20 protein-coding genes are annotated in these 22364 nt (G+C 57.6%); 13 read left to right on the top strand and 7 right to left on the bottom strand.

The window, feature by feature from the left end; translation table 11 throughout:
• Nucleotides 1-95: 95 nt before the first annotated feature.
• From EPG66_RS14395 to EPG66_RS14375, 5 genes are read left to right on the top strand one after another with little or no spacing between them, the layout of a single operon-like run.
• Entirely contained in the window at nt 96-842 is a 747-nt protein-coding gene (locus EPG66_RS14395; protein WP_163658614.1) for an ATP-binding cassette domain-containing protein, read from the top strand.
• A gap of 22 nt (nt 843-864) precedes the next feature.
• Entirely contained in the window at nt 865-1866 is a 1002-nt protein-coding gene (locus EPG66_RS14390) for an ABC transporter permease (RefSeq protein WP_163658388.1), read from the top strand.
• Nucleotides 1867-1869: 3 nt separating this feature from the next.
• Nucleotides 1870-2949 carry a phosphotriesterase family protein gene (locus EPG66_RS14385; protein WP_083070296.1) on the top strand — a complete coding sequence of 360 codons (1080 nt, stop codon included), beginning with the start codon at nt 1870-1872 and terminating at the stop codon, nt 2947-2949.
• A gap of 12 nt (nt 2950-2961) precedes the next feature.
• Nucleotides 2962-3717: a glutamine amidotransferase gene (locus EPG66_RS14380; RefSeq protein ID WP_083070297.1), complete on the top strand. Its 756-nt coding sequence runs from the start codon at nt 2962-2964 to the stop codon at nt 3715-3717.
• Nucleotides 3717-4826 carry a M20 family metallopeptidase gene (locus tag EPG66_RS14375; protein WP_083070298.1) on the top strand — a complete coding sequence of 370 codons (1110 nt, stop codon included), beginning with the start codon at nt 3717-3719 and terminating at the stop codon, nt 4824-4826. Before EPG66_RS14380 ends, EPG66_RS14375 begins: the two co-directional genes overlap by 1 nt.
• Before the next feature lie 95 nt (nt 4827-4921).
• On the opposite strand, the gene lptG is transcribed toward EPG66_RS14375, so the two are convergent.
• Both lptG and lptF read right to left on the bottom strand, forming a co-directional pair.
• A complete protein-coding gene (gene lptG, locus EPG66_RS14370) occupies nt 4922-5998 on the bottom strand; it encodes an LPS export ABC transporter permease LptG (protein WP_010251648.1) in 1077 nt (358 codons plus the stop codon).
• Entirely contained in the window at nt 5998-7098 is a 1101-nt protein-coding gene (gene lptF / locus EPG66_RS14365; protein ID WP_031592614.1) for an LPS export ABC transporter permease LptF, read from the bottom strand. The genes lptG and lptF overlap by 1 nt, the downstream gene beginning before the upstream one ends.
• 268 nt (nt 7099-7366) lie before the next feature.
• Between lptF and pepA the strand changes: the two genes are divergently transcribed.
• The 4 genes from pepA (at nt 7367) to EPG66_RS14345 (ending at nt 12852) form a co-directional block, all read left to right on the top strand.
• Complete coding sequence (pepA, locus tag EPG66_RS14360; RefSeq protein ID WP_010251654.1) at nt 7367-8878, top strand: leucyl aminopeptidase; 1512 nt, start codon at nt 7367-7369, stop codon at nt 8876-8878.
• A gap of 65 nt (nt 8879-8943) precedes the next feature.
• Nucleotides 8944-9402: a DNA polymerase III subunit chi gene (locus EPG66_RS14355; RefSeq protein ID WP_010251657.1), complete on the top strand. Its 459-nt coding sequence runs from the start codon at nt 8944-8946 to the stop codon at nt 9400-9402.
• A 5-nt stretch (nt 9403-9407) separates the two neighbouring features.
• Nucleotides 9408-12263 carry a valine--tRNA ligase gene (locus tag EPG66_RS14350; RefSeq protein ID WP_115764716.1) on the top strand — a complete coding sequence of 952 codons (2856 nt, stop codon included), beginning with the start codon at nt 9408-9410 and terminating at the stop codon, nt 12261-12263.
• Nucleotides 12264-12342: 79 nt separating this feature from the next.
• Entirely contained in the window at nt 12343-12852 is a 510-nt protein-coding gene (locus EPG66_RS14345; protein ID WP_039386850.1) for a GNAT family N-acetyltransferase, read from the top strand.
• Nucleotides 12853-12883: 31 nt separating this feature from the next.
• Here the strand turns inward: EPG66_RS14345 and miaE are convergent, their stop codons facing one another.
• Nucleotides 12884-13645, bottom strand: a complete 762-nt coding sequence (gene miaE / locus EPG66_RS14340; RefSeq protein ID WP_033769520.1) for a tRNA isopentenyl-2-thiomethyl-A-37 hydroxylase MiaE — start codon at nt 13643-13645, stop codon at nt 12884-12886.
• Between the two features lie 54 nt (nt 13646-13699).
• Complete coding sequence (rraB, locus tag EPG66_RS14335; RefSeq protein ID WP_010251675.1) at nt 13700-14116, bottom strand: ribonuclease E inhibitor RraB; 417 nt, start codon at nt 14114-14116, stop codon at nt 13700-13702.
• Nucleotides 14117-14276: 160 nt separating this feature from the next.
• Here rraB and argF point away from each other — a divergent pair, with 160 nt between their 5' ends.
• The 4 genes from argF (at nt 14277) to ridA (ending at nt 17471) form a co-directional block, all read left to right on the top strand.
• Nucleotides 14277-15284 carry an ornithine carbamoyltransferase gene (argF, locus tag EPG66_RS14330; protein WP_182687288.1) on the top strand — a complete coding sequence of 336 codons (1008 nt, stop codon included), beginning with the start codon at nt 14277-14279 and terminating at the stop codon, nt 15282-15284.
• A gap of 315 nt (nt 15285-15599) precedes the next feature.
• Entirely contained in the window at nt 15600-16535 is a 936-nt protein-coding gene (pyrB, locus tag EPG66_RS14325; RefSeq protein WP_010251681.1) for an aspartate carbamoyltransferase, read from the top strand.
• Between the two features lie 12 nt (nt 16536-16547).
• Nucleotides 16548-17012 (top strand): aspartate carbamoyltransferase regulatory subunit, encoded by a 465-nt coding sequence (gene pyrI / locus EPG66_RS14320; protein ID WP_010251684.1) that lies wholly within the window; start codon nt 16548-16550, stop codon nt 17010-17012.
• Between the two features lie 72 nt (nt 17013-17084).
• The gene (ridA, locus tag EPG66_RS14315) at nt 17085-17471 is read left to right on the top strand and encodes a 2-iminobutanoate/2-iminopropanoate deaminase (protein WP_031592621.1); all 387 of its coding nucleotides are present in this window, start codon (nt 17085-17087) and stop codon (nt 17469-17471) included.
• Between the two features lie 76 nt (nt 17472-17547).
• Here ridA and lplT read toward each other — a convergent pair whose 3' ends face one another.
• The 3 genes from lplT to EPG66_RS14300 form a co-directional block, all read right to left on the bottom strand.
• Nucleotides 17548-18738 carry a lysophospholipid transporter LplT gene (gene lplT, locus EPG66_RS14310; RefSeq protein WP_031592067.1) on the bottom strand — a complete coding sequence of 397 codons (1191 nt, stop codon included), beginning with the start codon at nt 18736-18738 and terminating at the stop codon, nt 17548-17550.
• Complete coding sequence (aas, locus tag EPG66_RS14305) at nt 18735-20885, bottom strand: bifunctional acyl-ACP--phospholipid O-acyltransferase/long-chain-fatty-acid--ACP ligase (RefSeq protein WP_064704906.1); 2151 nt, start codon at nt 20883-20885, stop codon at nt 18735-18737. Before aas ends, lplT begins: the two co-directional genes overlap by 4 nt.
• Nucleotides 20886-20975: 90 nt before the next feature.
• Nucleotides 20976-22364 (bottom strand): efflux transporter outer membrane subunit, encoded by a 1389-nt coding sequence (locus EPG66_RS14300; protein WP_182687286.1) that lies wholly within the window; start codon nt 22362-22364, stop codon nt 20976-20978.

The raw sequence follows: 22364 nt of genomic DNA, 5'->3' as shown, positions 1-22364 counted from the left end.
GATAACCGCTTTTTTACATCCAGAGTAACTGTCCCGTTAGCGGTGATGGGAGTGATCACATGCAGCAAACACAAACTGCCCTGACACGGGTAGAGATGGTGAATATTACCAAGACCTACGGCGCGATACGGTCTCTGCGCGGTGTAAATCTGCGACTGGCCCCGGGTGAAGTGCTGGGTCTGGTGGGCGACAACGGCGCGGGTAAATCCACACTGACCAAGGTGCTGTCAGGCGCCGTCGTGCCCACCAGCGGCACGATTCGTATTGATGGTGAGGATCAGCATTTCAGTAACCCGGCGGATTCACGCCGCTGCCATATTGAGATGGTTTATCAGGACCTATCGCTGTGCGACACCGTCGATGTGGCAGGCAATCTGTTTATGGGACGTGAGCCAATGAAGTCGATTCTCGGCATTCCGTTTCTGGATGAAGAGAAAATGCATGCTGACGCACGAGAAATGCTGAAAGGTCTGGGGATTTCTATACCGGACACGCGGTTGCTGGTGCGCAATTTATCCGGCGGGCAGCGCCAGGCGATTGCGATTGCTCGCGCTGCCGCCTTTGATCCCAAAGTGCTGATCATGGATGAACCCACCGCCGCGCTGGCCGTTGCCGAAGTGGAGGCTGTGCTGGAACTTATCCGTCGGGTGTCGGCCCGAGGCGTGAGTGTCATCCTGATCACCCATCGCTTACAGGATCTGTTCCTGGTCTGCGATCGCATCATGGTGATGTACGAAGGCACCAACGTGGCGGAGCGCCGGGTGGCCGACACGGACCTGACCGAGATCGTCAATTTGATCGTGGGTGAGAAATTTGTCGCCCGCTCTGCCGCAGCGCACTGAGCGAGGTTACAGGATGACTATTATGAATCTGAGCAGTTCCCGTATGGCGCAGCACTCGTTGCCGCGTCGCCTTCTGCACAATCACTCTGGCGTAGTCAGCATCGCGCTGTTCTTCGTGTTTTGCTGTGTGGTGTTTTCTCTGATCACCGGAAACTTTCTCAGCAGCGCTAACTGGCTGAATATTATTCGTCAGAGTGCGCCGCTGCTGATCGTCGCCACGGCGATGACGTTGGTGATTACAACGGGCGGGATCGATCTTTCCGTGGGATCGACGCTGGCGCTGGTCGGCGCCCTGTCCGCTATCGCCCTGAATAACTGGGGACTGCCCTGGCCGATGGTATTACTGGGCGGCTTACTGCTGGGCGCGCTGATAGGCGCCATTAACGGCTTTTTTATCGCCTATGAAGGCATTCCGGCCTTTATCGTCACACTGGCTACGCTGGCAGTAGTGCGAGGTGTGGCGCTGCTGATTACGCAGGGCTACTCCATTCCCATCCCTGCTGACAGCCTGTTCGCCTTTATGGGGCGTGCCTGGGTGCTGGGCATCCCCATGCCCGCACTGATCGGCATCGTGGTGCTGGTGGTCGGCCATATCGTGCTGAACCATATGCGCTTTGGTCGCTATGTCACAGCAATTGGTGCGAATGCGGAAGGCGCACGGCGTAGCGGGATTAACACCAAAGCCGTGACTATGAAGGTCTACATCATCAGCGGCATGGCGGCAGCGCTGGCGGGCATGATCATCACCGCCCGTCTGGGCAGTGGCTCCTCTAACCAGGGCGAAGGCTTTGAGTTGCAGGTGATCGCCGCGGTGGTGCTGGGCAGTACCAGCCTGTTCGGTGGCTTCGGCACCATTATTGGCACGCTGTTAGGCGCGCTATCAATTGCCATCATCCAGAACGGCCTGATTTTGTCGCATATCTCTCCGTTTTACACGCAGATCGCCACCGGTACGATTATTCTGCTGGCAATCTGGCTGAACACCCGCATTCTCAACCCGACGCGATCGGTAGCGAAAGGATAGCGCATGAAACATTCCATTTTTCGCCATCCCGATCCGCTGCCACTGGGCACCACCAGTGGCTATGTGATGACCGTGCTGGGCCCGCTACCAGTGAGTGAAATGGGTGTGACGCTGATGCACGAACACATTTTGCTGGATGCCTCCGGCAAATGGGTACCGCCCTGCTGCTGTAGCGATCGTCATCTGGCGGAGATGCCGGTAAGCATTGAAAACCTGGGCGAGTTGTCCCTCAATCCGCTTATCAGCCGCGATAACTGTCAGCTTTTTGATGTGGATTTAGCGATTGAAGAGCTGATGAAGTTTCGGGCACTGGGCGGCGATACGGTGGTGGACCCCACTAATATCGGCATTGGCCGCGATCCAAAAGCACTCCAACGTATCGCGCGCCTGACCGGGCTGAATATCATCATGAGTACCGGACTGTATCTGGAACCGTCACATCCGGAATGGATGAAAACGATCAGCATTGAAGCGCTTTCCGACAAGCTGATTTATGACCTGGGCGGCAGAGAAGACAAACCCGACGTACTGGCAGGTCTCATCGGCGAGATCGGCGTTTCCAGCCGCTTTACTGCAAATGAGGAGAAATCTCTGCGGGCGGCGGGCCGCGCCAGTGCCGCGACAAGCGTGCCCATTGAGGTACATCTGCCAGGTTGGGAGCGATTGGGCCATCGGGTGCTGGATATCCTTCAGGAAGAAGGGGCTGACCTGCGCCATGTTGTGCTGTGCCACATGAACCCCAGCTTTGCCGATAAGCGTTACCAGCGCGAACTGGCACAGCGCGGAGCCTTTCTGGAATACGACATGATCGGCATGAGCTATTACTACGCCGATGAGTCCGCGCAGTCACCTTCCGATGAAGAGAATGCCCGCGCTATTCGCGAGCTGATCGATGACGGCTTTATTGAACAGGTTTTGTTGTCGCAGGACGTATTCCTGAAAACCATGCTGACCCGCTACGGCGGTCACGGCTATGGCTATATTCTTAAACATTTTATCCCGCGCCTGAAACGCCACGGCTTAAGCGGCGAACAACTTGAAACCTTACTGATTACTAACCCACAACGCGTTTTTGGTGGGTAAGGGAGAACCGTAATGCAGAAGAAAATTTTACTGGTCGGGGAATCCTGGACCAGCACGTCCGTTCACGTTAAGGGCTTTGATCAGTTTGCCACCGCCACCTGGCACAATGGCGCGACCGATTTTATGGCGGCGCTGGCCGACAGTAATTATGCCATCACCTATATGCCCGCCCATGCCGCCGCCACCGAGTTTCCTTTAACACTCAATGGACTTCAGCAGTGGGACGCCATCATTTTGTCCGACATCGGTGCCAATACGTTGCTGCTACATCCGGATACCTGGCTGAAGAGCCAGCGTACAGCAAATCGGCTGACGCTGATTCACGACTATGTGGCCGCGGGCGGCGCGCTGATGATGATCGGCGGCTACTTTAGTTTTCAGGGCATCAATGGTGGCGCGCGCTATCGCAACACGGCAGTTGAGAAAGTGCTGCCGGTTCGCTGCCTTGCCTGGGATGATCGTATCGAAACGCCCGAAGGCTCTTATCCCAGCGTGATCGAATCTCACGCGCTGTTCACCGATATGCCAGACGAATGGCCGTGGTTACTGGGCTATAACGAAGTAGAAATGCACCCAGAAGGTAAACTGCTGGCGACCATTGACGGCACTGAACATCCGCTGCTGGCGGTACGCGAGTATCAGCAGGGCCGCTCACTGGTCTGGACCAGCGATATGTCTGCACACTGGCTGCCGCAGGAATTTGCCCAGTGGCAGGGTTATCGCCAGCTGTGGATCAACTGCCTGGACTGGTTAACGGTGCGCGGCTGATGAACCAGAGCCAGATGCTGGCGCAGCAGCTGCTGCGCTTTGACACCATTAATCCACCAGGCAATGAAGCGGCCTGCATGCACTTTTTGGCGGACTGGCTGGCGGAACAGGGCTTTGACGTCACCTTATCCCCCTTCGGTGAAAATCGCCTGAACCTGATTGCCAGTTTGCCTGGCAGCAAGCCCGGACCGCAGCTGGGTTTTACCGGCCATATGGATACCGTACCGCTTGGCAATGCTGACTGGCAGTACGATCCTTTCGGTGAAGTCGTGGGTGACAAGCTGTACGGGCGCGGATCGAGTGACATGAAGGCTGCTGTAGCGGCCTTCGCCGTTGCCTGCGTGACTCATCAGCAGGCGATTCAACAAGGTTCTGGTGTCGTGCTGTTGATCACTGGCGGAGAAGAGACGGGCTGCGACGGCGCGCGGGCGCTGATTGATACCACTGACCTGCCCGAGGTGGGCGCATTGATCGTCGGCGAGCCTACCAGCAACTATCCGGTAATCGGCCACAAAGGTGCGCTATGGCTACGCTGTGAAACCCGTGGCAAAACAGCGCACGGCGCGATGCCGGAACTGGGCATTAATGCCATTTATCTGGCGGCTGACGCACTGGGCAAAATTCAGCATTTCTCACCTGGCGCACCGCACCCGCTAATGAAACAGCCCACTATTAACGTCGGACGCATTGCAGGCGGCCTGAACATTAATTCTGTGCCCGATCGTACACAGTTTGACGTGGATATCCGTAGCGCACCCAATCTGCAGCACGCCACCATTCGTCAGCAACTGACAACCTTACTGGGAGATAGCGTGACGGTGAGCACTCTGGTGGACCTGCCTGCGGTGCTGAGCGAAGACAATCAGGCCTGGGTTCAATCCGTTTATCAGCACTGCCAGCCGCTTCATGACGCCCTACTGACACCGCGCATTGTGCCCTACTTTACCGATGCATCATTGCTGTTGCCCGCGCTGGGCATGCCGCCCTGCATTATCCTCGGCCCAGGTGAGCCGTCAATGGCACATCAGACCGATGAATACTGCCTGCTGAGCCGGTTAGCGGAAGCAGAGACGCTATATGGTGCATTGATCAATGACTGGATGAGGTAATGGAGGGATGCATCAGACTGCTGGACGAATAGACTGTCACACGTTGCCTGCCACGAAAAAGGCCGCCCTGGAAGGCGGCCTTTTCGCTGTGATTGTCAACGCCGCTTAATCAACATAAACATACTGATAGCGAAGAACGCAAAACTCGGCAGAATCGCTCCCAGAATCGGCGGCAGACCGTAAACCAGACTCAGCGGGCCAAAAATCTGGTCCAGCACGTAGAACAGGAAGCCAAAGCTGATACCGGTCACTACCCGCACACCCATCGACACGCTACGCAGCGGTCCGAAGATAAACGACAGCGCCATCAGCATCATCACCGCCACCGACAGCGGCTGGAAGATTTTGCTCCACATATTCAGCTGATAACGTCCCGATTCCTGGCCGCTCTGCTTCAGATATTTACTGTAGCTATGCAGACCGCGAATCGATAACGCGTCCGGATCCAGCGCAACCACACCCAGCTTGTCCGGCGTCAGATTGGTTTTCCACTCGCCACTCAGGCTCTGTGAACCGGTAATCTGCTTCGGATCGGTGAGATTAGACTCATCAACCTGCGACAGTATCCAGCGCTTCTTAGCCGCATCCCAGGTCGCCGTCGCCGCGTAACGCACGCTCTGCAGACGACGCTGATCGTTAAAGCTGTAGATGCTCACGCCATCAATTTCGTTGTCGCCTTTAATGCGCTCGATAAAGATAAAGCTATTGCCATCTTTCGCCCACAGACCGTTCTGCGTCGAGACCAGTGCGCCACCGTAAAGCTGCTGCGCCCGGTAATTACGCGCCATCTGCTCGCCCGACGGCGCAACAAACTCGCCAATCGCCATGGTCAGCAACACCAGCGGAATCGCCGTTTTCATCACTGACAGCGCAACCTGCATGCGGGTAAAGCCCGCCGCCTGCATCACCACCAGTTCACTGCGCTGCGCCAGCGCGCCCAGTCCCAGCAGTGCACCCAACAGAGCCGCCATCGGGAAGAAAATCTCAATATCTTTGGGTACGCTCAGCAGGGTGTAGTAACCGGCACTCAGCGCGTTGTAGCTGCCCTGGCCGGTCTTGCGCAGCTGATCGACGAACTTGATGATGCCGGAAAGCGACACCAGCATGAACAGCGTCAGCATGATGGTATTGAAAATGGTTTTACCGATATAGCGGTCAAGTACGCGAAACATCAGACCGACCCTCCGCGGGTAAAGCGGGCGCGAATCCGACGCATCGGCACCGTATCCCACAGGTTAAGGAGCACCGCCAGCACCAGATAGCTGATATTTACAACCCACATCCAGAGCGCCGGATCGAGCCGCCCTTTCGCGCCGCTCGACTTCAGCGAACTCTGCAACAGGAAGAAAATCAGATAGAGCAGCATGGCGGGCAGCATCGACAGCACGCGACCCTGACGTGGGTTCACCACGCTGAGCGGCACCACCATCAGCGCCATCACCAGCACCGCGAACACCAGCGTCAGACGCCAGTGCAGCTCGGCCTGAAACTCAGGTGTCTTGTTTGCGAACAGGTCGGTCAGACTCGCCTGTTCTGCATCGTTAGGATCGAGCGTTGCCGCTTTATAGCCTACGATGGCCTGATAATTGGTGAAGTCGGTGATACGGAAATCACGCAGCAGAGCGGTGCCCTCAAAACGGGTGCCTTTATCCAGCGTCACCACCTGCGAGCCATCTTTATGCTGCTCCATGTGACCGCTGTCAGCCAGCACCACTGAAGGACGCGCGTTGCCCTTTGGCCGTAACTGCGCCAGGAACACGTTACCAAAGTTGTTGCCCTTCACATCCTCGACAAACAGCACGGCGCTGCCGTCGCTGGAGGTCTGGAACTGTCCGGCGGCCATTGCTGCCGCACCCGGGTTCGCTTTGGCGTTCTGCGTCACCTCATCCTGATAGCGGGATGACCATGGCCCCAGCCAGATGACGTTCACGGCCGCCACTATCGAGGTAAACAGCATCAGCACCATCGCCGCTTTCACCAGGACGGCCTTACTCAGGCCGCAGGCGTGCATCACGGTAATTTCACTTTCCGTGTAGAGCCGTCCCAGCGTCATCAGGATCGCCAGAAACAGACTTAAGGGCAGTATAAGTTGTGCCATTTGAGGCACACCGAGTCCTAACAAGGTCAGAACGAGGTTTGTCGGCACTTCGCCATCCACCGCGGCACCCAGGATCCTGACTAACTTCTGACAAAAGAAGATGAGTAGCAGGATAAACAGGATAGCCAGCTGGCTTTTGAGCGTTTCCCGAACCAGATATCTAATGATGATCACGCTTAGTACGCCTGTGAAAACTTGTCTTTTTGCAGGAAAATCGCTAGTTTCAACGCTTATCAGCCATTTTTCTTCATCAATGGCCGTCGCCGTAGCTAAATTTGTATGAAAAACGCGTCCGGGTGGTGAAAAAACAACATCTTGTCACCCTGATTCATTATGACCTCCAGCAGCAGAATGTCATGCTGCGACGATGAATAAATGGGTCATGAGCGCGCTACATTCTAGCGGCAGCAGCGGCCGTTGTCTTTAAGATTCAGGAGAGTGCATGGAGTTCAGTGTAAAAAGCGGAAGCCCGGAAAAACAGCGCAGTGCCTGCATTGTCGTTGGCGTTTTCGAACCGCGTCGTCTGTCACCGATTGCCGAGCAGCTGGATAAAATCAGCGACGGCTACATCAGCGCCCTGCTGCGCCGCGGCGAGCTGGAAGGAAAAGTGGGCCAGACACTGCTGCTGCATCATGTGCCAAATATCCTGTCCGAGCGTATTCTGCTGATTGGCTGCGGTAAAGAGCGTGAGCTGGATGAACGCCAGTACAAGCAGGTCATTCAGAAAACCATTAACACGCTCAACGACACCGGCTCAATGGAAGCGGTCTGCTTCCTGACCGAACTGCATGTCAAAGGCCGCAACACCTACTGGAAAGTGCGCCAGGCAGTAGAGACCTCTAAAGAGGCGCTCTACAACTTTGACCAGCTAAAAAGTAACAAAGCGGAGCCACGTCGTCCGCTGCGCAAGCTGGTCTTTAACGTGCCGACCCGCCGTGAACTCACCAGCGGCGAACGGGCGATCCAGCATGGATTAGCGGTCGCAGCCGGTATGAAAGCGGCTAAAGATCTCGGCAACATGCCACCTAATATCTGTAACGCCGCCTATCTGGCGTCACAGGCGCGTCAGCTGGCGGATGCCTTCAGCAAAAATGTCACCACCCGCGTCATTGGCGAACAGCAGATGAAAGAGCTGGGCATGAACGCCTATCTCGCGGTCGGGGCCGGTTCGCAAAACGAATCGCTGATGTCGGTAATTGAATACAAAGGCAATCCGGATGCGGAAGCACGTCCGATTGTGCTGGTGGGTAAAGGGCTGACCTTTGACTCCGGCGGCATCTCCATCAAGCCTGCCGACAGCATGGACGAAATGAAGTATGACATGTGCGGCGCGGCCGCCGTCTATGGCGTGATGCGTATGGTGGCAGAGCTGAATCTGCCGCTGAACGTGGTCGGCGTGCTGGCAGGCTGTGAAAACATGCCGGATGGCCGGTCGATGCGTCCGGGCGATGTGCTGACCACCATGTCCGGCCAGACGGTTGAGGTGCTGAACACCGACGCCGAAGGTCGCCTGGTACTGTGCGATGCGCTGACCTACGTCGAACGTTTCGATCCGGAAGTGGTGATTGACGTGGCGACGCTGACCGGTGCCTGCGTGATTGCGCTGGGTCATCACATCAGCGGCCTGCTGTCGAACCACAATCCGCTGGCGCATGAGCTGATCAGCGCCTCGGAGCAGTCAGGCGATCGCGCCTGGCGTCTGCCGATGGCGGATGAGTTCCAGGAGCAGCTGGAGTCCAACTTTGCCGATATGGCGAACATTGGTGGCCGTCCCGGCGGCGCGATTACCGCCGCCTGCTTCCTGGCACGCTTTGCCCGCAAATATAACTGGGCACACCTGGATATCGCCGGTACCGCCTGGCGCTCCGGCAAGGCCAAAGGCGCCACCGGACGTCCGGTGCCGATGCTGTCGCAATTTCTGTTGAATCGGGCAGGATTGAACGGCGACGATTAAGCGCCCTCTTTTCTGACAGCAAGGGCGGATATCATTCCGCCCTTGATCTTCTGATGAGCAAACCGATGAAAAACGCAACCTTCTACGTGCTGGAAACCGATGCAACGAGCGATGGCCTTAGCGCCGTTGAAGCGCTGGTGTGCAATCTGGCGGAAACACGCTGGCGGGCCGGAAAGCGGGTGTTGATCGCCTGCGAAGATGAACAGCAAGCCATTCGTCTCGACGAAGCGCTGTGGCAACGACCGGCAAACGCCTTCGTGCCGCATAACCTGGCGGGTGAAGGCCCGCGCTACGGTGCGCCGGTTGAGCTGGCCTGGCCACAGCGTCGCGGCAGTTCACCGCGTGACCTGCTGATTAGCCTGCTGCCCCACTTCGCAGATTTTGCTACTGCTTTCCATGAAGTGATAGACTTCGTTCCTTACGAAGACACGCTCAAACAACTGGCGCGCGACCGCTATAAAGCGTATCGCAGCGTTGGATTCCAATTGAATACGGCAGCGCCACCACAGCCGCAAACGACATAGCAGAAATGGAAAAGACATATAACCCGCAAGATATCGAGCAGCCGCTTTACGAGCATTGGGAAAAGCAGGGCTACTTCAAACCGAATGGCGATACCAGCCAGGAAAGCTTTTGCATCATGATCCCGCCGCCGAACGTCACCGGTAGCTTGCACATGGGTCACGCCTTCCAGCAAACCATCATGGACACCATGATCCGTTACCAGCGAATGCAGGGGAAAAATACCCTGTGGCAGGCGGGTACTGACCACGCGGGCATCGCCACGCAGATGGTGGTTGAGCGCAAAATTGCGGCTGAAGAGGGCAAAACGCGCCAGGACTATGGCCGTGATGCGTTCATCGACAAAATCTGGCAGTGGAAAGCAGAGTCCGGCGGCACCATTACCCGCCAGATGCGCCGTCTGGGCAACTCCGTCGACTGGGAGCGCGAGCGCTTCACCATGGACGATGGCCTTTCCAACGCCGTAAAAGAGGTGTTTGTTCGCCTCTATAAAGAGAACCTGATCTACCGTGGCAAACGCCTGGTGAACTGGGATCCAAAACTGCGTACCGCAATCTCCGATCTGGAAGTGGAAAACCGCGAGAGCAAAGGCTCGATGTGGCATATCCGCTATCCACTGGCTGACGGCGCAAAAACGGCCGACGGTAAAGATTATCTGGTGGTCGCCACCACCCGTCCGGAAACCCTGCTGGGCGATACCGGCGTCGCCGTTAACCCGGAAGATCCACGTTACAAAGATCTGATCGGCAAATTTGTGATGCTGCCGCTGGTTGGCCGTCTTATCCCTATCGTTGGCGACGAACATGCCGACATGGAAAAAGGCACCGGCTGCGTCAAGATCACCCCGGCGCATGACTTCAACGACTATGAAGTCGGCCGTCGTCACAAACTGCCGATGATCAACATCCTGACCTTCGACGGCGATATCCGCGACCGTGCTCAGGTGTATGACACCAATGGCGAAGCCAGCGATGCCTGTTCCGATGAGATCCCGGCGGCTTTCCAGAACATGGAACGCTTCGCGGCGCGTAAAGCGATTGTTGCCGCTGTCGATGAACTCGGTCTGCTTGAAGAGATCAAACCCCACGATCTGACCGTGCCTTACGGCGACCGTGGCGGCGTGGTTATCGAGCCGATGCTGACTGACCAGTGGTATGTGCGTACCGCACCGCTGGCGAAAGTCGCGGTTGAAGCCGTTGAAAACGGCGACATCCAGTTTGTACCGAAGCAGTACGAAAACATGTACTTCTCCTGGATGCGCGATATTCAGGACTGGTGTATCTCCCGTCAGCTCTGGTGGGGTCACCGCATCCCGGCGTGGTATGACGATAACGGTAACGTCTACGTCGGCCGCACCGAAGACGAAGTGCGCGCCGAGAACAACCTGGCCGCCGACGTCGCGTTGCGTCAGGATGATGACGTGCTGGATACCTGGTTCTCATCAGGTCTGTGGACCTTCTCCACCCTGGGCTGGCCGGAAAACACCGAAGCGCTGCGTACTTTCCATCCGACCAGTGTGCTGGTCAGCGGCTTCGACATCATCTTCTTCTGGATTGCCCGCATGATCATGCTGACCATGCACTTCATCAAAGATGAAAACGGCAAACCACAGGTACCGTTTAAAACCGTCTACATGACCGGTCTGATCCGTGATGAAGAAGGTCAGAAGATGTCAAAATCCAAGGGCAACGTGATTGACCCGCTGGATATGGTCGACGGCATTTCGCTGGAAGCACTGCTGGAAAAACGCACCGGCAACATGATGCAGCCACAGCTGGCGGAGAAAATCCGCAAACGTACCGAGAAGCAGTTCCCGGACGGCATCGAGCCATCAGGCACCGATGCGCTGCGTTTCACCCTGGCGGCACTGGCCTCTACCGGTCGCGACATCAACTGGGACATGAAGCGCCTGGAAGGCTATCGCAACTTCTGTAACAAGCTGTGGAACGCCAGCCGCTTTGTGCTGATGAACACCGAAGATCAGGATTGTGGACAGAATGGCGGCGAAATGACGCTGTCGCTGGCGGATCGCTGGATCCTGACCGAGTTCAACAACACGGTGAAAGCGTACCGTGAAGCGCTGGATAGCTACCGTTTCGATATCGCGGCTAACCTGCTGTATGACTTCACCTGGAACCAGTTCTGCGACTGGTATCTGGAGCTGACCAAGCCGGTCATGAACAGCGGCAGTGAATCTGAACTGCGTGGCACCCGTCATACGCTGGTTCACGTGCTGGAAGCGCTGCTGCGTCTGGCGCATCCGATCATTCCGTTTATCACTGAAACCATCTGGCAGCGCGTGAAGGGGCTGAAAAATATCAGCGACGACACCATCATGCTGCAGCCTTTCCCGCAGTACGATGCGGCGAAAGAAGATGCCGAAGCGAAAGCGGATATCGAGTGGATGAAACAGGCGATCGTCGCAGTGCGTAATATCCGTGCCGAGATGAACATCGCACTGAGCAAGCCGCTGGATGTGCTGCTGCGTGACTGCTCGCCTGCGGCGCTGCGTCGCGTTGAAGCCAACCGCAACTTCCTGTCGCGCCTGGCGCGTCTGGAAAGCCTGACCATTCTGCCTGCGGGCGAGAAAGGTCCGGTGTCGGTGACCAAACTGGTTGAAGGCGCAGAGCTGTTGATCCCGATGGCGGATCTGGTGGATAAAACCGCCGAGCTGGAGCGTCTGGCGAAAGAGCTGGTTAAGCTGGATGTGGAAATCGAGAAGATCGAGACCAAGCTGGCGAATGAAGGCTTTGTTTCGCGTGCTCCGGAAGCGGTAGTGGCGAAAGAGCGCGAACGCGTAGCGGACCTGCAACAATCAAAAGCAAAACTGATTGAACAGCAGGCGGTCATTGCGGCATTGTAAGCGTCTTAGCTGACAGCTTATTCATAAAGCCGGGCTTGCCCGGCTTTTTTATTGACCTCGTACAAATCCGGAAGAGATGATGACGACCAGCGCCACCCCGCTTATTGACCTCCAGGTGCGGCCGATTACTGCCGCCGATAATCCGCATATCGCCCAGGTGATCCGCGATGTTTCCGCGGAGTTCGGCCTGACGGCTGACAAGGGCTACACCGTTTCCGATCCGCAACTCGACCAGCTGTTTGAGCTCTACAGTGCAGAACAGAGCGCCTACTGGATTGTTGAGTATCAGGGCAAGGTGGTCGGCGGCGGCGGTGTTGCGCCGCTCGCCTGCAGCGCGCCCGATATCTGCGAACTGCAAAAGATGTACTTTCTGCCAGAGGTGCGCGGTCAGGGTCTGGCACGCGAACTGGCGCTGCGGGCGATAGAACATGCACGCAGCCACGGTTTCCGTCGCTGCTATCTGGAAACCACCGCCAGCCTGACGCGGGCCATTAAACTTTATGAGTCACTTGGCTTCGAGCATATCGACAGCGCGATGGGCTGCACAGGCCATGTCGACTGCGAAGTGCGGATGCTGAAGCAATTGTGAAACAGAGGCGGATTCCGTTAACGCGTCCGGATCAGAACGCCGGTACGCCGCTGTGAAAGCGTAATTCGTTGTCGGGTTCGCTAATTAACCGCCCTTCTGTTGCCCCAATCGCCTGCACCCGCGGCGTGATGTCTCTGGTGGCAATCTGCGCCGCCAGGGTTAAATAGTCCTGATAATGCCGCGCCTCTGAGCGCAGCAGCGACAGATAGAACTTCGCCAGTTCGTCATCAAGATAAGGTGCCAGACTGGCGAAACGCTCGCAGGAGCGCGCCTCGATGTAAGCACCGCATATCAGCTTATCCACCAGCGTTTCCGGTTCATGGGTGGTGACTTCGCGCAGCAGCGATTTCGCATAGCGGCTGGAGGTGATCTTCTGATAGACCAGCCCGCGCGACTGCATAATTTCCCACACCTGATAGAAGTGATGCAGCTCCTCTTTAATCAGCAGCACCATCTTCTCCACCAGTTCATCCGCCCACGGCAGCGCATTGCGCACGATGATACGTTTCGTGAGGTTCTTATGGGCGTTGATAAAGTCGCTGTCACCATCTTCGCGGAAGATAAAATCTTCATAAGGTTTCAGCCACGCCAGAATGGCGTCGCCGCTGGGTTTGTCGGCAACATATTTGCGGATCAACCACACTGCGGTCTGCGCGGCTTTCAGTTCGCACACCAGATGGTCGGTTAACAGCAGGGTCAGATTTTCCGGCTTGCGCGCCTCATCAATCCAGGCCTGCGGCGTGCGGCAGTGCAGAAACTGATAGATCGGTTCAAGTAAGGGTGCGTAGTTCATGATGTTAAAACAGGTGGCAGGGGTGACAGGCGGAGAACTCTCCGCCCCGGCTACTTAGTGGCGAATACCATCATCATCTTCATCTTCGATGGCGTCGTCATCTTCATCTTCGGCATCGGGATCTTCAAAATAGGTGCCCCAGCCGTCGTAATCGACGTTGTACTTACCAATCAGATTCACCAGCTGCTCAACCTGCACATCGATCAGTTCAGGCTTCAGGGCGGATTCGCTGATGATGTCGACGCACATCACCGTGGTGCCATCTTCCAGCTCCAGCTCTTCCGGCTCGGTCACTTCATAACCCAGCTTGAACGCATCAACGGCCGCTTTTTCCAGCGAATCAAAATTATTGCATGAGAGATGGTGCTCGATGGTATAGAGCGCATCAGGATCGCTGCCATCCTCCAGCAGCTCTTCAATAATCTGCCGCGTCTCTTCCTGCTGCTCTTCCAGTAATGCTTCATATGCCATGACGATATCCTCTCTGAGTTCGGCAATAATCAATTATTTTCCCATACTGCCCGTCGCGCCACTACACAAAACGAAAAGTTTATTAGCCCTGCACTTGAAAATGCATATTCATACGGTTAGATTGAATTTTAATTCACTTTAATGATTACCGGAGTGTTGTATGAGTCAGCTGTATCAGCGCCATTTCCTCAGGCTTCTGGATTTTACGCCCGCCGAGATTGATCACCTGCTTACCCTTTCCGTGGAATTGAAACAGGCCAAAAAAAGCGCCCAGGAAGTGCAGCATCTGAAAGGTAAAAATATCGCGCTCATCTTCGAAAAAGACTCGACCCGTACCCGATGCTCTTTCGAAGTTGCCGCTTACGATCAGGGTGCGAACGTCACCTATCTTGGCCCGAGTGGCAGCCAGATCGGCCATAAAGAGTCGATGCGCGATACCGCGCGGGTGCTGGGCCGGATGTACGATGGCATTCAGTATCGCGGTTACGGTCAGGAACTGGTGGAAACGCTGGCGGAACATGCCGGTGTGCCGGTGTGGAACGGCCTGACCACCGAGTTTCATCCGACCCAGCTGCTGGCCGATCTGCTGACCATGCAGGAGCATCTGCCGGGCAAAAAGCTCAGCGAGATGACGCTGGTTTATGTAGGTGATGCGCGTAACAACATGGGTAACACCATGCTGGAAGCCGCCGCACAGGTGGGGCTGGATCTGCGTCTGGTGGCACCGAAGAGCTGCTGGCCAGAGGAGCAACTGGTGGCGCAGTGCCGTGAAGCCGCGCAGCAGACCGGCGGGAAAATCACCCTTACCGAACATATTGCCGACGGCGTGAAAGACGCTGACTTTATCTACACCGATGTCTGGGTGTCGATGGGCGAAGCCAAAGCGGTGTGGGCCGAGCGTATCGCGCTGCTGCGTGACTATCAGGTGAATCGGGCGATGCTCGATCTGACCGGCAACCCGCAGGTTAAATTCCTGCACTGCCTGCCCGCCTTCCACGACGATCAGACCACGCTGGGCCAGCAGATGGCGGAACAGTACGATCTGCCCAACGGCATGGAAGTGAGCAATGAGGTATTTGAGTCGCCGCACAGTATCGTGTTCGACCAGGCCGAGAACCGGATGCACACGATTAAAGCGGTGATGGTGGCCACGCTGGGCCAGCGCTGACCGACCAGCACCGCGCAGCTGAGGACGCTGAGTCGCGCCCGCTCATAGCGGGCGATTCACCGTCTGATCTGGCCCGGCCTCTGATCGGCTAAGCAGGCGCAAACGTTTTCCTCTTGCTGCCCCACCGCGAACGGGTATAATGCGGCCCAATTTGCCGGAGGAAATATGCTACAGCACAGCGGACAATTTGACGCTCAATCACGCCTGACCGCAGGCGGTGCTACTGTTTCTTTCGGTCATCGACCCGATCTTAAAAAAGCCCCTTAAGCAGGGGCTTTTTTTTGTCCGCAATCCGGCCGCGCAGAGGAGACAGCTATGGCTAACCCGCTATATCGCAAGCACATTATTTCAATCAACGACCTCAGTCGTGAAGAGCTGGAACTGGCGCTACACACCGCCGCGAAGCTTAAAGCCCATCCGCAGCCGGAACTGCTGAAGCACAAGGTTATCGCCAGCTGCTTCTTTGAGGCGTCGACCCGTACCCGCCTGTCGTTTGAAACCGCCATTCATCGCCTCGGCGCGTCAGCGGTGGGCTTTGCTGACGGCAGTAATACGTCGCTGGGCAAAAAAGGCGAAACCCTGGCCGACACCATTTCAGTGATCAGCACCTACGTCGATGCGATCGTGATGCGTCACCCGCAGGAAGGCGCAGCGCGGCTGGCGACCGAGTTCTCCGGCGGCATCCCGATTCTCAACGCCGGTGACGGCGCGAACCAGCATCCGACCCAGACGCTGCTTGATCTCTTTACCATTCAGGAGACGCAGAGCCGTCTTAATCAGCTGAATGTGGCGATGGTCGGCGACCTGAAGTATGGCCGAACCGTCCACTCCCTGACCCAGGCGCTGGCGAAGTTTGACGGCAACCGCTTCTTCTTTATCGCGCCCGATGCGCTGGCGATGCCGGCCTATATCACCGACATGCTGGATGAGAAGAATATCAGCTGGTCACGTCACGACAGCTTTGAAGAGGTGATGCCGCAGCTCGATATCCTCTATATGACGCGGGTGCAGAAAGAGCGGCTCGATCCGTCAGAATATGCCAACGTCAAAGCGCAGTTCATTCTGCGTGCCGCCGATCTCGCTACGGCACGCGACAATATGAAGGTGCTGCACCCGCTGCCGCGCATCGATGAAATCACCACCGATGTCGATAAAACCCCATATGCCTGGTATTTCCAGCAGGCGGGTAACGGCATCTATGCGCGCCAGGCTCTGCTGGCACTGGTTTTAAACAGCGAACTCGCCCTGTAAGGAGATACCCCCATGACGCAGGACAACAAACTGCAGGTCGAAGCGATCAAACGCGGCACGGTCATCGACCATATTCCGGCGCAGATCGGCTTTAAATTACTCTCCCTGTTCCGGCTGACCGAAACCGATCAGCGGATTACCATTGGCCTGAATCTGCCCTCGGGTGAGATGGGCCGCAAAGATCTGATCAAGATTGAGAACACCTTTCTCACCGACGATCAGGTGAATCAGCTGGCGGTCTATGCGCCCCATGCCACGGTCAACCGCATCGACGACTATGAAGTAGTGGCGAAGATCGCTCCGACGCTGCCGGACCACGTTGAACGGGTGCTGACCTGCCCCAACAGCAACTGCATCAGCCGCAGCGAGCCGGTCTTCTCCAGCTTTGCCGTGAAGCAGCGCGCCGACGATGTGCATCTGAAGTGCAAATATTGCGAAAAAGAGTTCGCCCGCCATGTGGTGCTGGGTCACTGGTAATCGCCCTGCCCGACCTTATAATGGGCAACACCGGCGGCATCGCCGCCTGACGACGTAATCAAAGGAGCAATGATGTCTCGTGAAATCAGTACTGAAAAAGCCCCTGCCGCTATCGGCCCCTATGTTCAGGGTGTCGATCTGGGCAGCATGATCATCACCTCTGGCCAGATCCCGGTGGATCCGGCGACCGGCCAGGTGGCGGATGACGTTGCCGCACAGGCACGTCAGTCACTGGAAAATGTGAAGGCGATTGTTGAAGCAGCAGGTCTGAAGGTCGGCGACATCGTGAAGACCACGGTGTTCGTGAAAGACTTAAATGACTTCGCCACGGTCAATGCGGCTTATGAGGCGTTTTTCACCGAGCATGAAGCTCACTTCCCGGCGCGTTCCTGTGTCGAAGTGGCGCGTCTGCCAAAAGATGTGAAGATCGAAATCGAAGCGATTGCCATTCGTCGCTAATCTCCGTTGTTAACATCTATTGTTAACGAGGGCGCCTGCCTCTCTCCGGCTATCCCGGAGAGAGGCGGTGAATCGCTTAACGCTTAGCCGGTCGCCACAGCCACAGCAGCGCTATCGCCAGCGCAAACAGCACGCCAAAACCGACGCCCGTCGCCACCGCAGGTGCACCCGCCTTGATCGCCAGCGTATAGAGCCCCAGCATGATCAGCATGGCGCTGTTCTCACCCAGATTCTGCACCGCAATCGCATTACCTGAACCGACGCTCTCTTTGCCCCGCGCCTGCAACAGCGCATTCAGCGGCACCACAAAGAAACCACCCAGCGCACCAATCAGCATCAGCACCAGATAGGCATTCAGCAGAGAATGCTGCAGTGCGAAGACGACGACCATCACACCAATCAGCACACCGGCTGGCATACAGCGACGCACCGTTTCAAGCGTCACCAGCTTCGCCGCCGCCGCCGCCCCAATCACGATGCCAATCGCTACCATGGCATTCAGCGTGGTCGGCGTGGTGTTGTCACTGATGCCCAGCGCCACCGGCACCCACAGCACCAGCAGAAAACGCAGCGTCACGCCTGCACCCCAGAACAGGCTGGTGCCGAGCAGCGAGAAGCGCGTCTCCGCATCACGCCATAGCAGCGCGGCGGCACTGAAAAAACTGCGTGCCATCATACCCAGCTGCCAGCTCTGACCGGGACGCGCCGCCTGCAGTTTCGGGATAAACAGGTTGGCCACCACGGCAATGCCATAGGTCAGCGCACAGATCCCCAGCGCCGCCAGCAGATGCCAGTCAGCCAGCATCCCGCCCGCCACTGAGCCGAGCAGAATGGCGGCGATGGTCGATCCCTCCATCAGCCCGTTGGCTTTCACCAGCTTCTCGCCGTGGGTGATCTCACCGAGGATGCCATATTTAGCCGGAGAGTAAGCGGCTGCGCCCGCGCCCACCAGGGTATATCCGAGGAAGGGGTTGAAGCCGAAACAGATCACCAGCGCGCCCAGCAGCTTCAGGCTGTTGGCGAGCATCATCACCCGCCCTTTTGCCATGCTGTCCGCGACCTGACCGACAAACGGTGCCAGCAGAATGTAGGCTGCGACAAAGAGCATCTGCAGCACCGGCTGACTCCAGTCGGGATAGAACTGGCTTTTCAGCACGGCCAGCGTGGCAAACAGCAGCGCGTTATCGCCGAAGGCCGAAAAGAACTGGGCGATAATCACGGCGATCATGCCGCGTGACATCAGCGGCGCATTACGATCAAGGCTCATGCCTGCTCCTCTTCCGCCATTTTTTTCAGCGTGACGTAATCGGGTTTACCGCTGCCCAGCTGCGGCAACTGCTTCATCACCCGGATATCACGCGGCAGCGCCAGTTCTGGCGCACCCAGCTCGCGGGCCGCTTTCTGCAGGTTGTCGCGCGCCAGTTCAGCGTCGGTGGTGAACAGCACCAGTGCCTCACCACGCTGACCATCCGGGCGCAGCGAGGCGGCATGCTGTTTGTCCGGCGACGCTTTCAGGGCGATCTGCTCGACGATCTCCAGCGACACCATCTCACCGGCAATCTTCGCGAAGCGTTTGGCGCGCCCCTGAATCTGGCAGAAACCGCCGTCATCAAAGCTGACGATATCACCCGTGTCATACCAGCCCGCTTCCTGATTGCCTTCACCATCGTCGGCGACCGGCACTTCCAGCACGCCTGGATTCTCAACCCGCAGATACCCTTTCATCACGTTCGGCCCACGCAGCTGCAGCCGTCCGCCCTGCTCAATGCCCGGCACCGACATCAGCCGCGAATCCATGCCCGGCAGAATGCGTCCGACGGTGTGCGCCTTCGCCGCCATCGGCACGTTAATCGCGACCACTGGCGCGCATTCAGTTACGCCGTAGCCTTCAAGAATGCGAATGCCATACTTCTCCATGTAGAGCTGACGGGTGTTCTCCTGCAGCTTCTCCGCCCCCGCCACCACATAGCGCAGGCGGGCAAAATCATAGGGCGCGGCAAAGCGCGCGTAGTTGCCGAGGAAGGTCGAGGTGCCAAACAGGACGGTGCAGTTGCGGTCATAGACCAGCTCCGGCACGATGCGATAGTGCAGCGGGCTGGGATAGAGGAACACCTGCGCGCCGGTCATCAGCGGCGTAAACAGCCCGACGGTCAGACCAAATGCATGGAACAGCGGCAGCGCCGACATAAAGCGGTCGCGCGGGGTGAAGTCGGCGATGGTGCGGATCTGTTCAACGTTTGCCAGCAGGCTTTTATGTGAGTGTACGACGCCTTTGGGATTGCCTTCCGAGCCGGAGGTAAACAGTACCATCGCGGCGTCTTCCGGCTGCTGGGGCAGCTGCGCGCGATGCGGCATCAGCAGATGGGTGACGATCCACAGTTTGTCTTTACTGGTCACGGTATCTTTCAGATCTTCCAGATAGATCCACTGCACATCATCGAGCCCCTGCGGCAGATGCCACAGGTTGCCTTTGTCCAGGAACTGGCGCGACGTGAAGACCGTTTTGATCTGCGCGGCGGTCAGTGCCGCCCGCATGCCGTTCACGCCCGCCGTATAGTTGAGCATCGCCGGAACACGCCCACGCAGTGTGGCCCCGAAAATCGCCGCTGCCGTGACGGTGGTATTGGGCAGCAGCAGTCCTACCACCTCGCGCGGCTGGCTGTAGCGCTCCAGAATACGACCCACGCCCAGCGCCTTCTTCAGCAGTCCGTTGTAGCTGTCAGGTTTGAAATTGACATCTTCGATGCAGCGCTTAAACGCGCCATAACGCGTACGCGCCGCCAGAAACGCCTCAAACAGGGTTTCACGCGGACGCACCGCCATACGCGCTTCCATCATCACATGGTGCAGATGCTCACCGGCCAGCACGCGCCGATCGCGCGCCCGTTTCGCCTCCGGCATCGGAATGCGGGTGGCGGGCAGAATCGTCAGGGTGATGCGCGGGAACAGGCGACGTTTAAATACACCCGCCAGACGGCCAAACGGCGTGTACTCTGCGCCTTCAATGCGCATCGGCACCACATTCGCGCCCGAACGCGCCGCGACAAAACCCGCCCCGCTGTAGATCTTCATCAGCGATCCGGTGACGGTAATGCGTCCTTCCGGGAAGATCACCACCGGACGGCCGCTGTCGATCAGCCTGACCAGCTGTTTGAGCGCCATGGGTTTGGTGGGATCGAGCGGCACATAGTCGATAAAGGGTTTAACCAGCCGCATAAACCAGCTTTCGCTGATGGTTGAATAGACCGCGTAGACCGGTTTAATCGGCAAAAATAGCGCCAGCAATATGCCGTCGAGAAACGACATATGGTTCGGCGTGATCAATACCTTCTGCTTATGCAGTTCGGCGACGTCGCCACGCAGTTCGACCCGCCATAACAGGCGAAATATCAGGCGCAATAGTGTGAAAACCATGCCGGCTCCTTAGCATCGTGAAAATAGCCCCTCACGATGCAGGATTTGACGCGGTTCGACAACAGAATTATCGGTAACCTGACACCGCCTTCAGGGTGCCTGCCAGCCACCGCCCAGCGCGGCAATCAGCGCCACACTGCTGACCCACTGCGTGCTCTGCAGCGTGAGCAAACTCTGCTGCGCACTCAGGCGGCTGTTTTCGGTGGTCGCCACATCCAGATACGTAATCATACCCGCCTCATACTGCAAACGTGTCACCCGCGCCGAGGTCTGCGCCGCGTCGGTGGCGCGCTGCTGCGCGGCGATCTCGCCCTGCAGCGTGTTCAGCTCCACCAGCTTATCTTCCACCTCCTGCATTGCGGTCAGCACCGTCTGACGATAGGTCGCAACGCTGGCATCCCAGCCCGCTCGTGCCTGATCGACCTGTGCCGAAGTCGCACCAAAATCCAGCAGCGTGCCGCTCAGCTCCGGCCCCAGCGACCAGACGCGGTTCGGCAGCGAGAAGAGCGAATGCAGCACGGAAGAACTGACGCCACCGCTGGCGCTCAGGGTCAGGTCGGGATAGTAACCGGCCACCGCCACGCCCACCGCGGCATTGGCCGCGGCCATGTTACGTTCGGCGTAAGCAATGTCAGGACGGCGCTGCAACAGCTCGCCCGGCAGGGCTGCCGGAATCGCGGGCAGCGTGGCCGTCAGCGGCGCGGCGGTCAGGCTGAATTCAGCGGGTGCTTTGCCGGCCAGCAGCGCAATGGCGTGCTCCATCTGTGCGCGCTGCCACTGATAATCCTGCGCCGAGGCGCTGGCGCTCTCCAGCTGCAGTTGTGCCTGAGCCAGGGTCGCCCGCGACGCGGTGCCCGCCTGATACTGGCTGGTAATCACTTTCAGGTAGCGCTGATAAGCATCAACGCTCTGCTGATAGAGCGCGATTTTCTGATCCATGATGCGCAGCTGGAAATAGTCCTGCGCCAGTTCAGACTGGGCGCTCAGGGTAATATTGGCCAGTTCCGCCGCGCTGGCCGAGGCGCTGGCGCGGTTCTCCTCCAGCGTGCGTCGCAGTTTGCCCCACAGATCCAGCTCCCAGCTGGCGCTCAGCTCCGCCTGATGGCTGCTGCTGGTAGTGCGAACGCTGCTGTCAGTCGCGTGGCTGCCGCTGCGCGTCGCGCTGCCGTCATAGCCCAGCGAGGGAAACAGCGCCGCGCGTGACCCACTCGCCAGCGCCTGTGCCTGCCGGTACTGCGCGGCATAATTCGCCACGTTCTGGTTCGAGATGCTCACCTGGTTCAGCAGGCCGCTCAGGGTGGCGTCGTGATAAACCGCCCACCATTCACCTTTGCTTTGCGCATCAAGCGGCGTCGCCTGCTGCCAGCCTCTGGCCTCTTTATAGTGGACCGGCATCACCATCGCGGGGCGCTGATAGTCGGGACCGACGCTACAGCCGCCCAGCAGCAGCATCACAACAAAGGGGATAAGCGGTTTCAT

It is taken from the genome of Pantoea pleuroti (assembly GCF_014156615.1).
GTDB lineage: Bacteria > Pseudomonadota > Gammaproteobacteria > Enterobacterales > Enterobacteriaceae > Pantoea > Pantoea agglomerans.
This window is presented reverse-complemented; position numbering and strand designations above follow the sequence as displayed.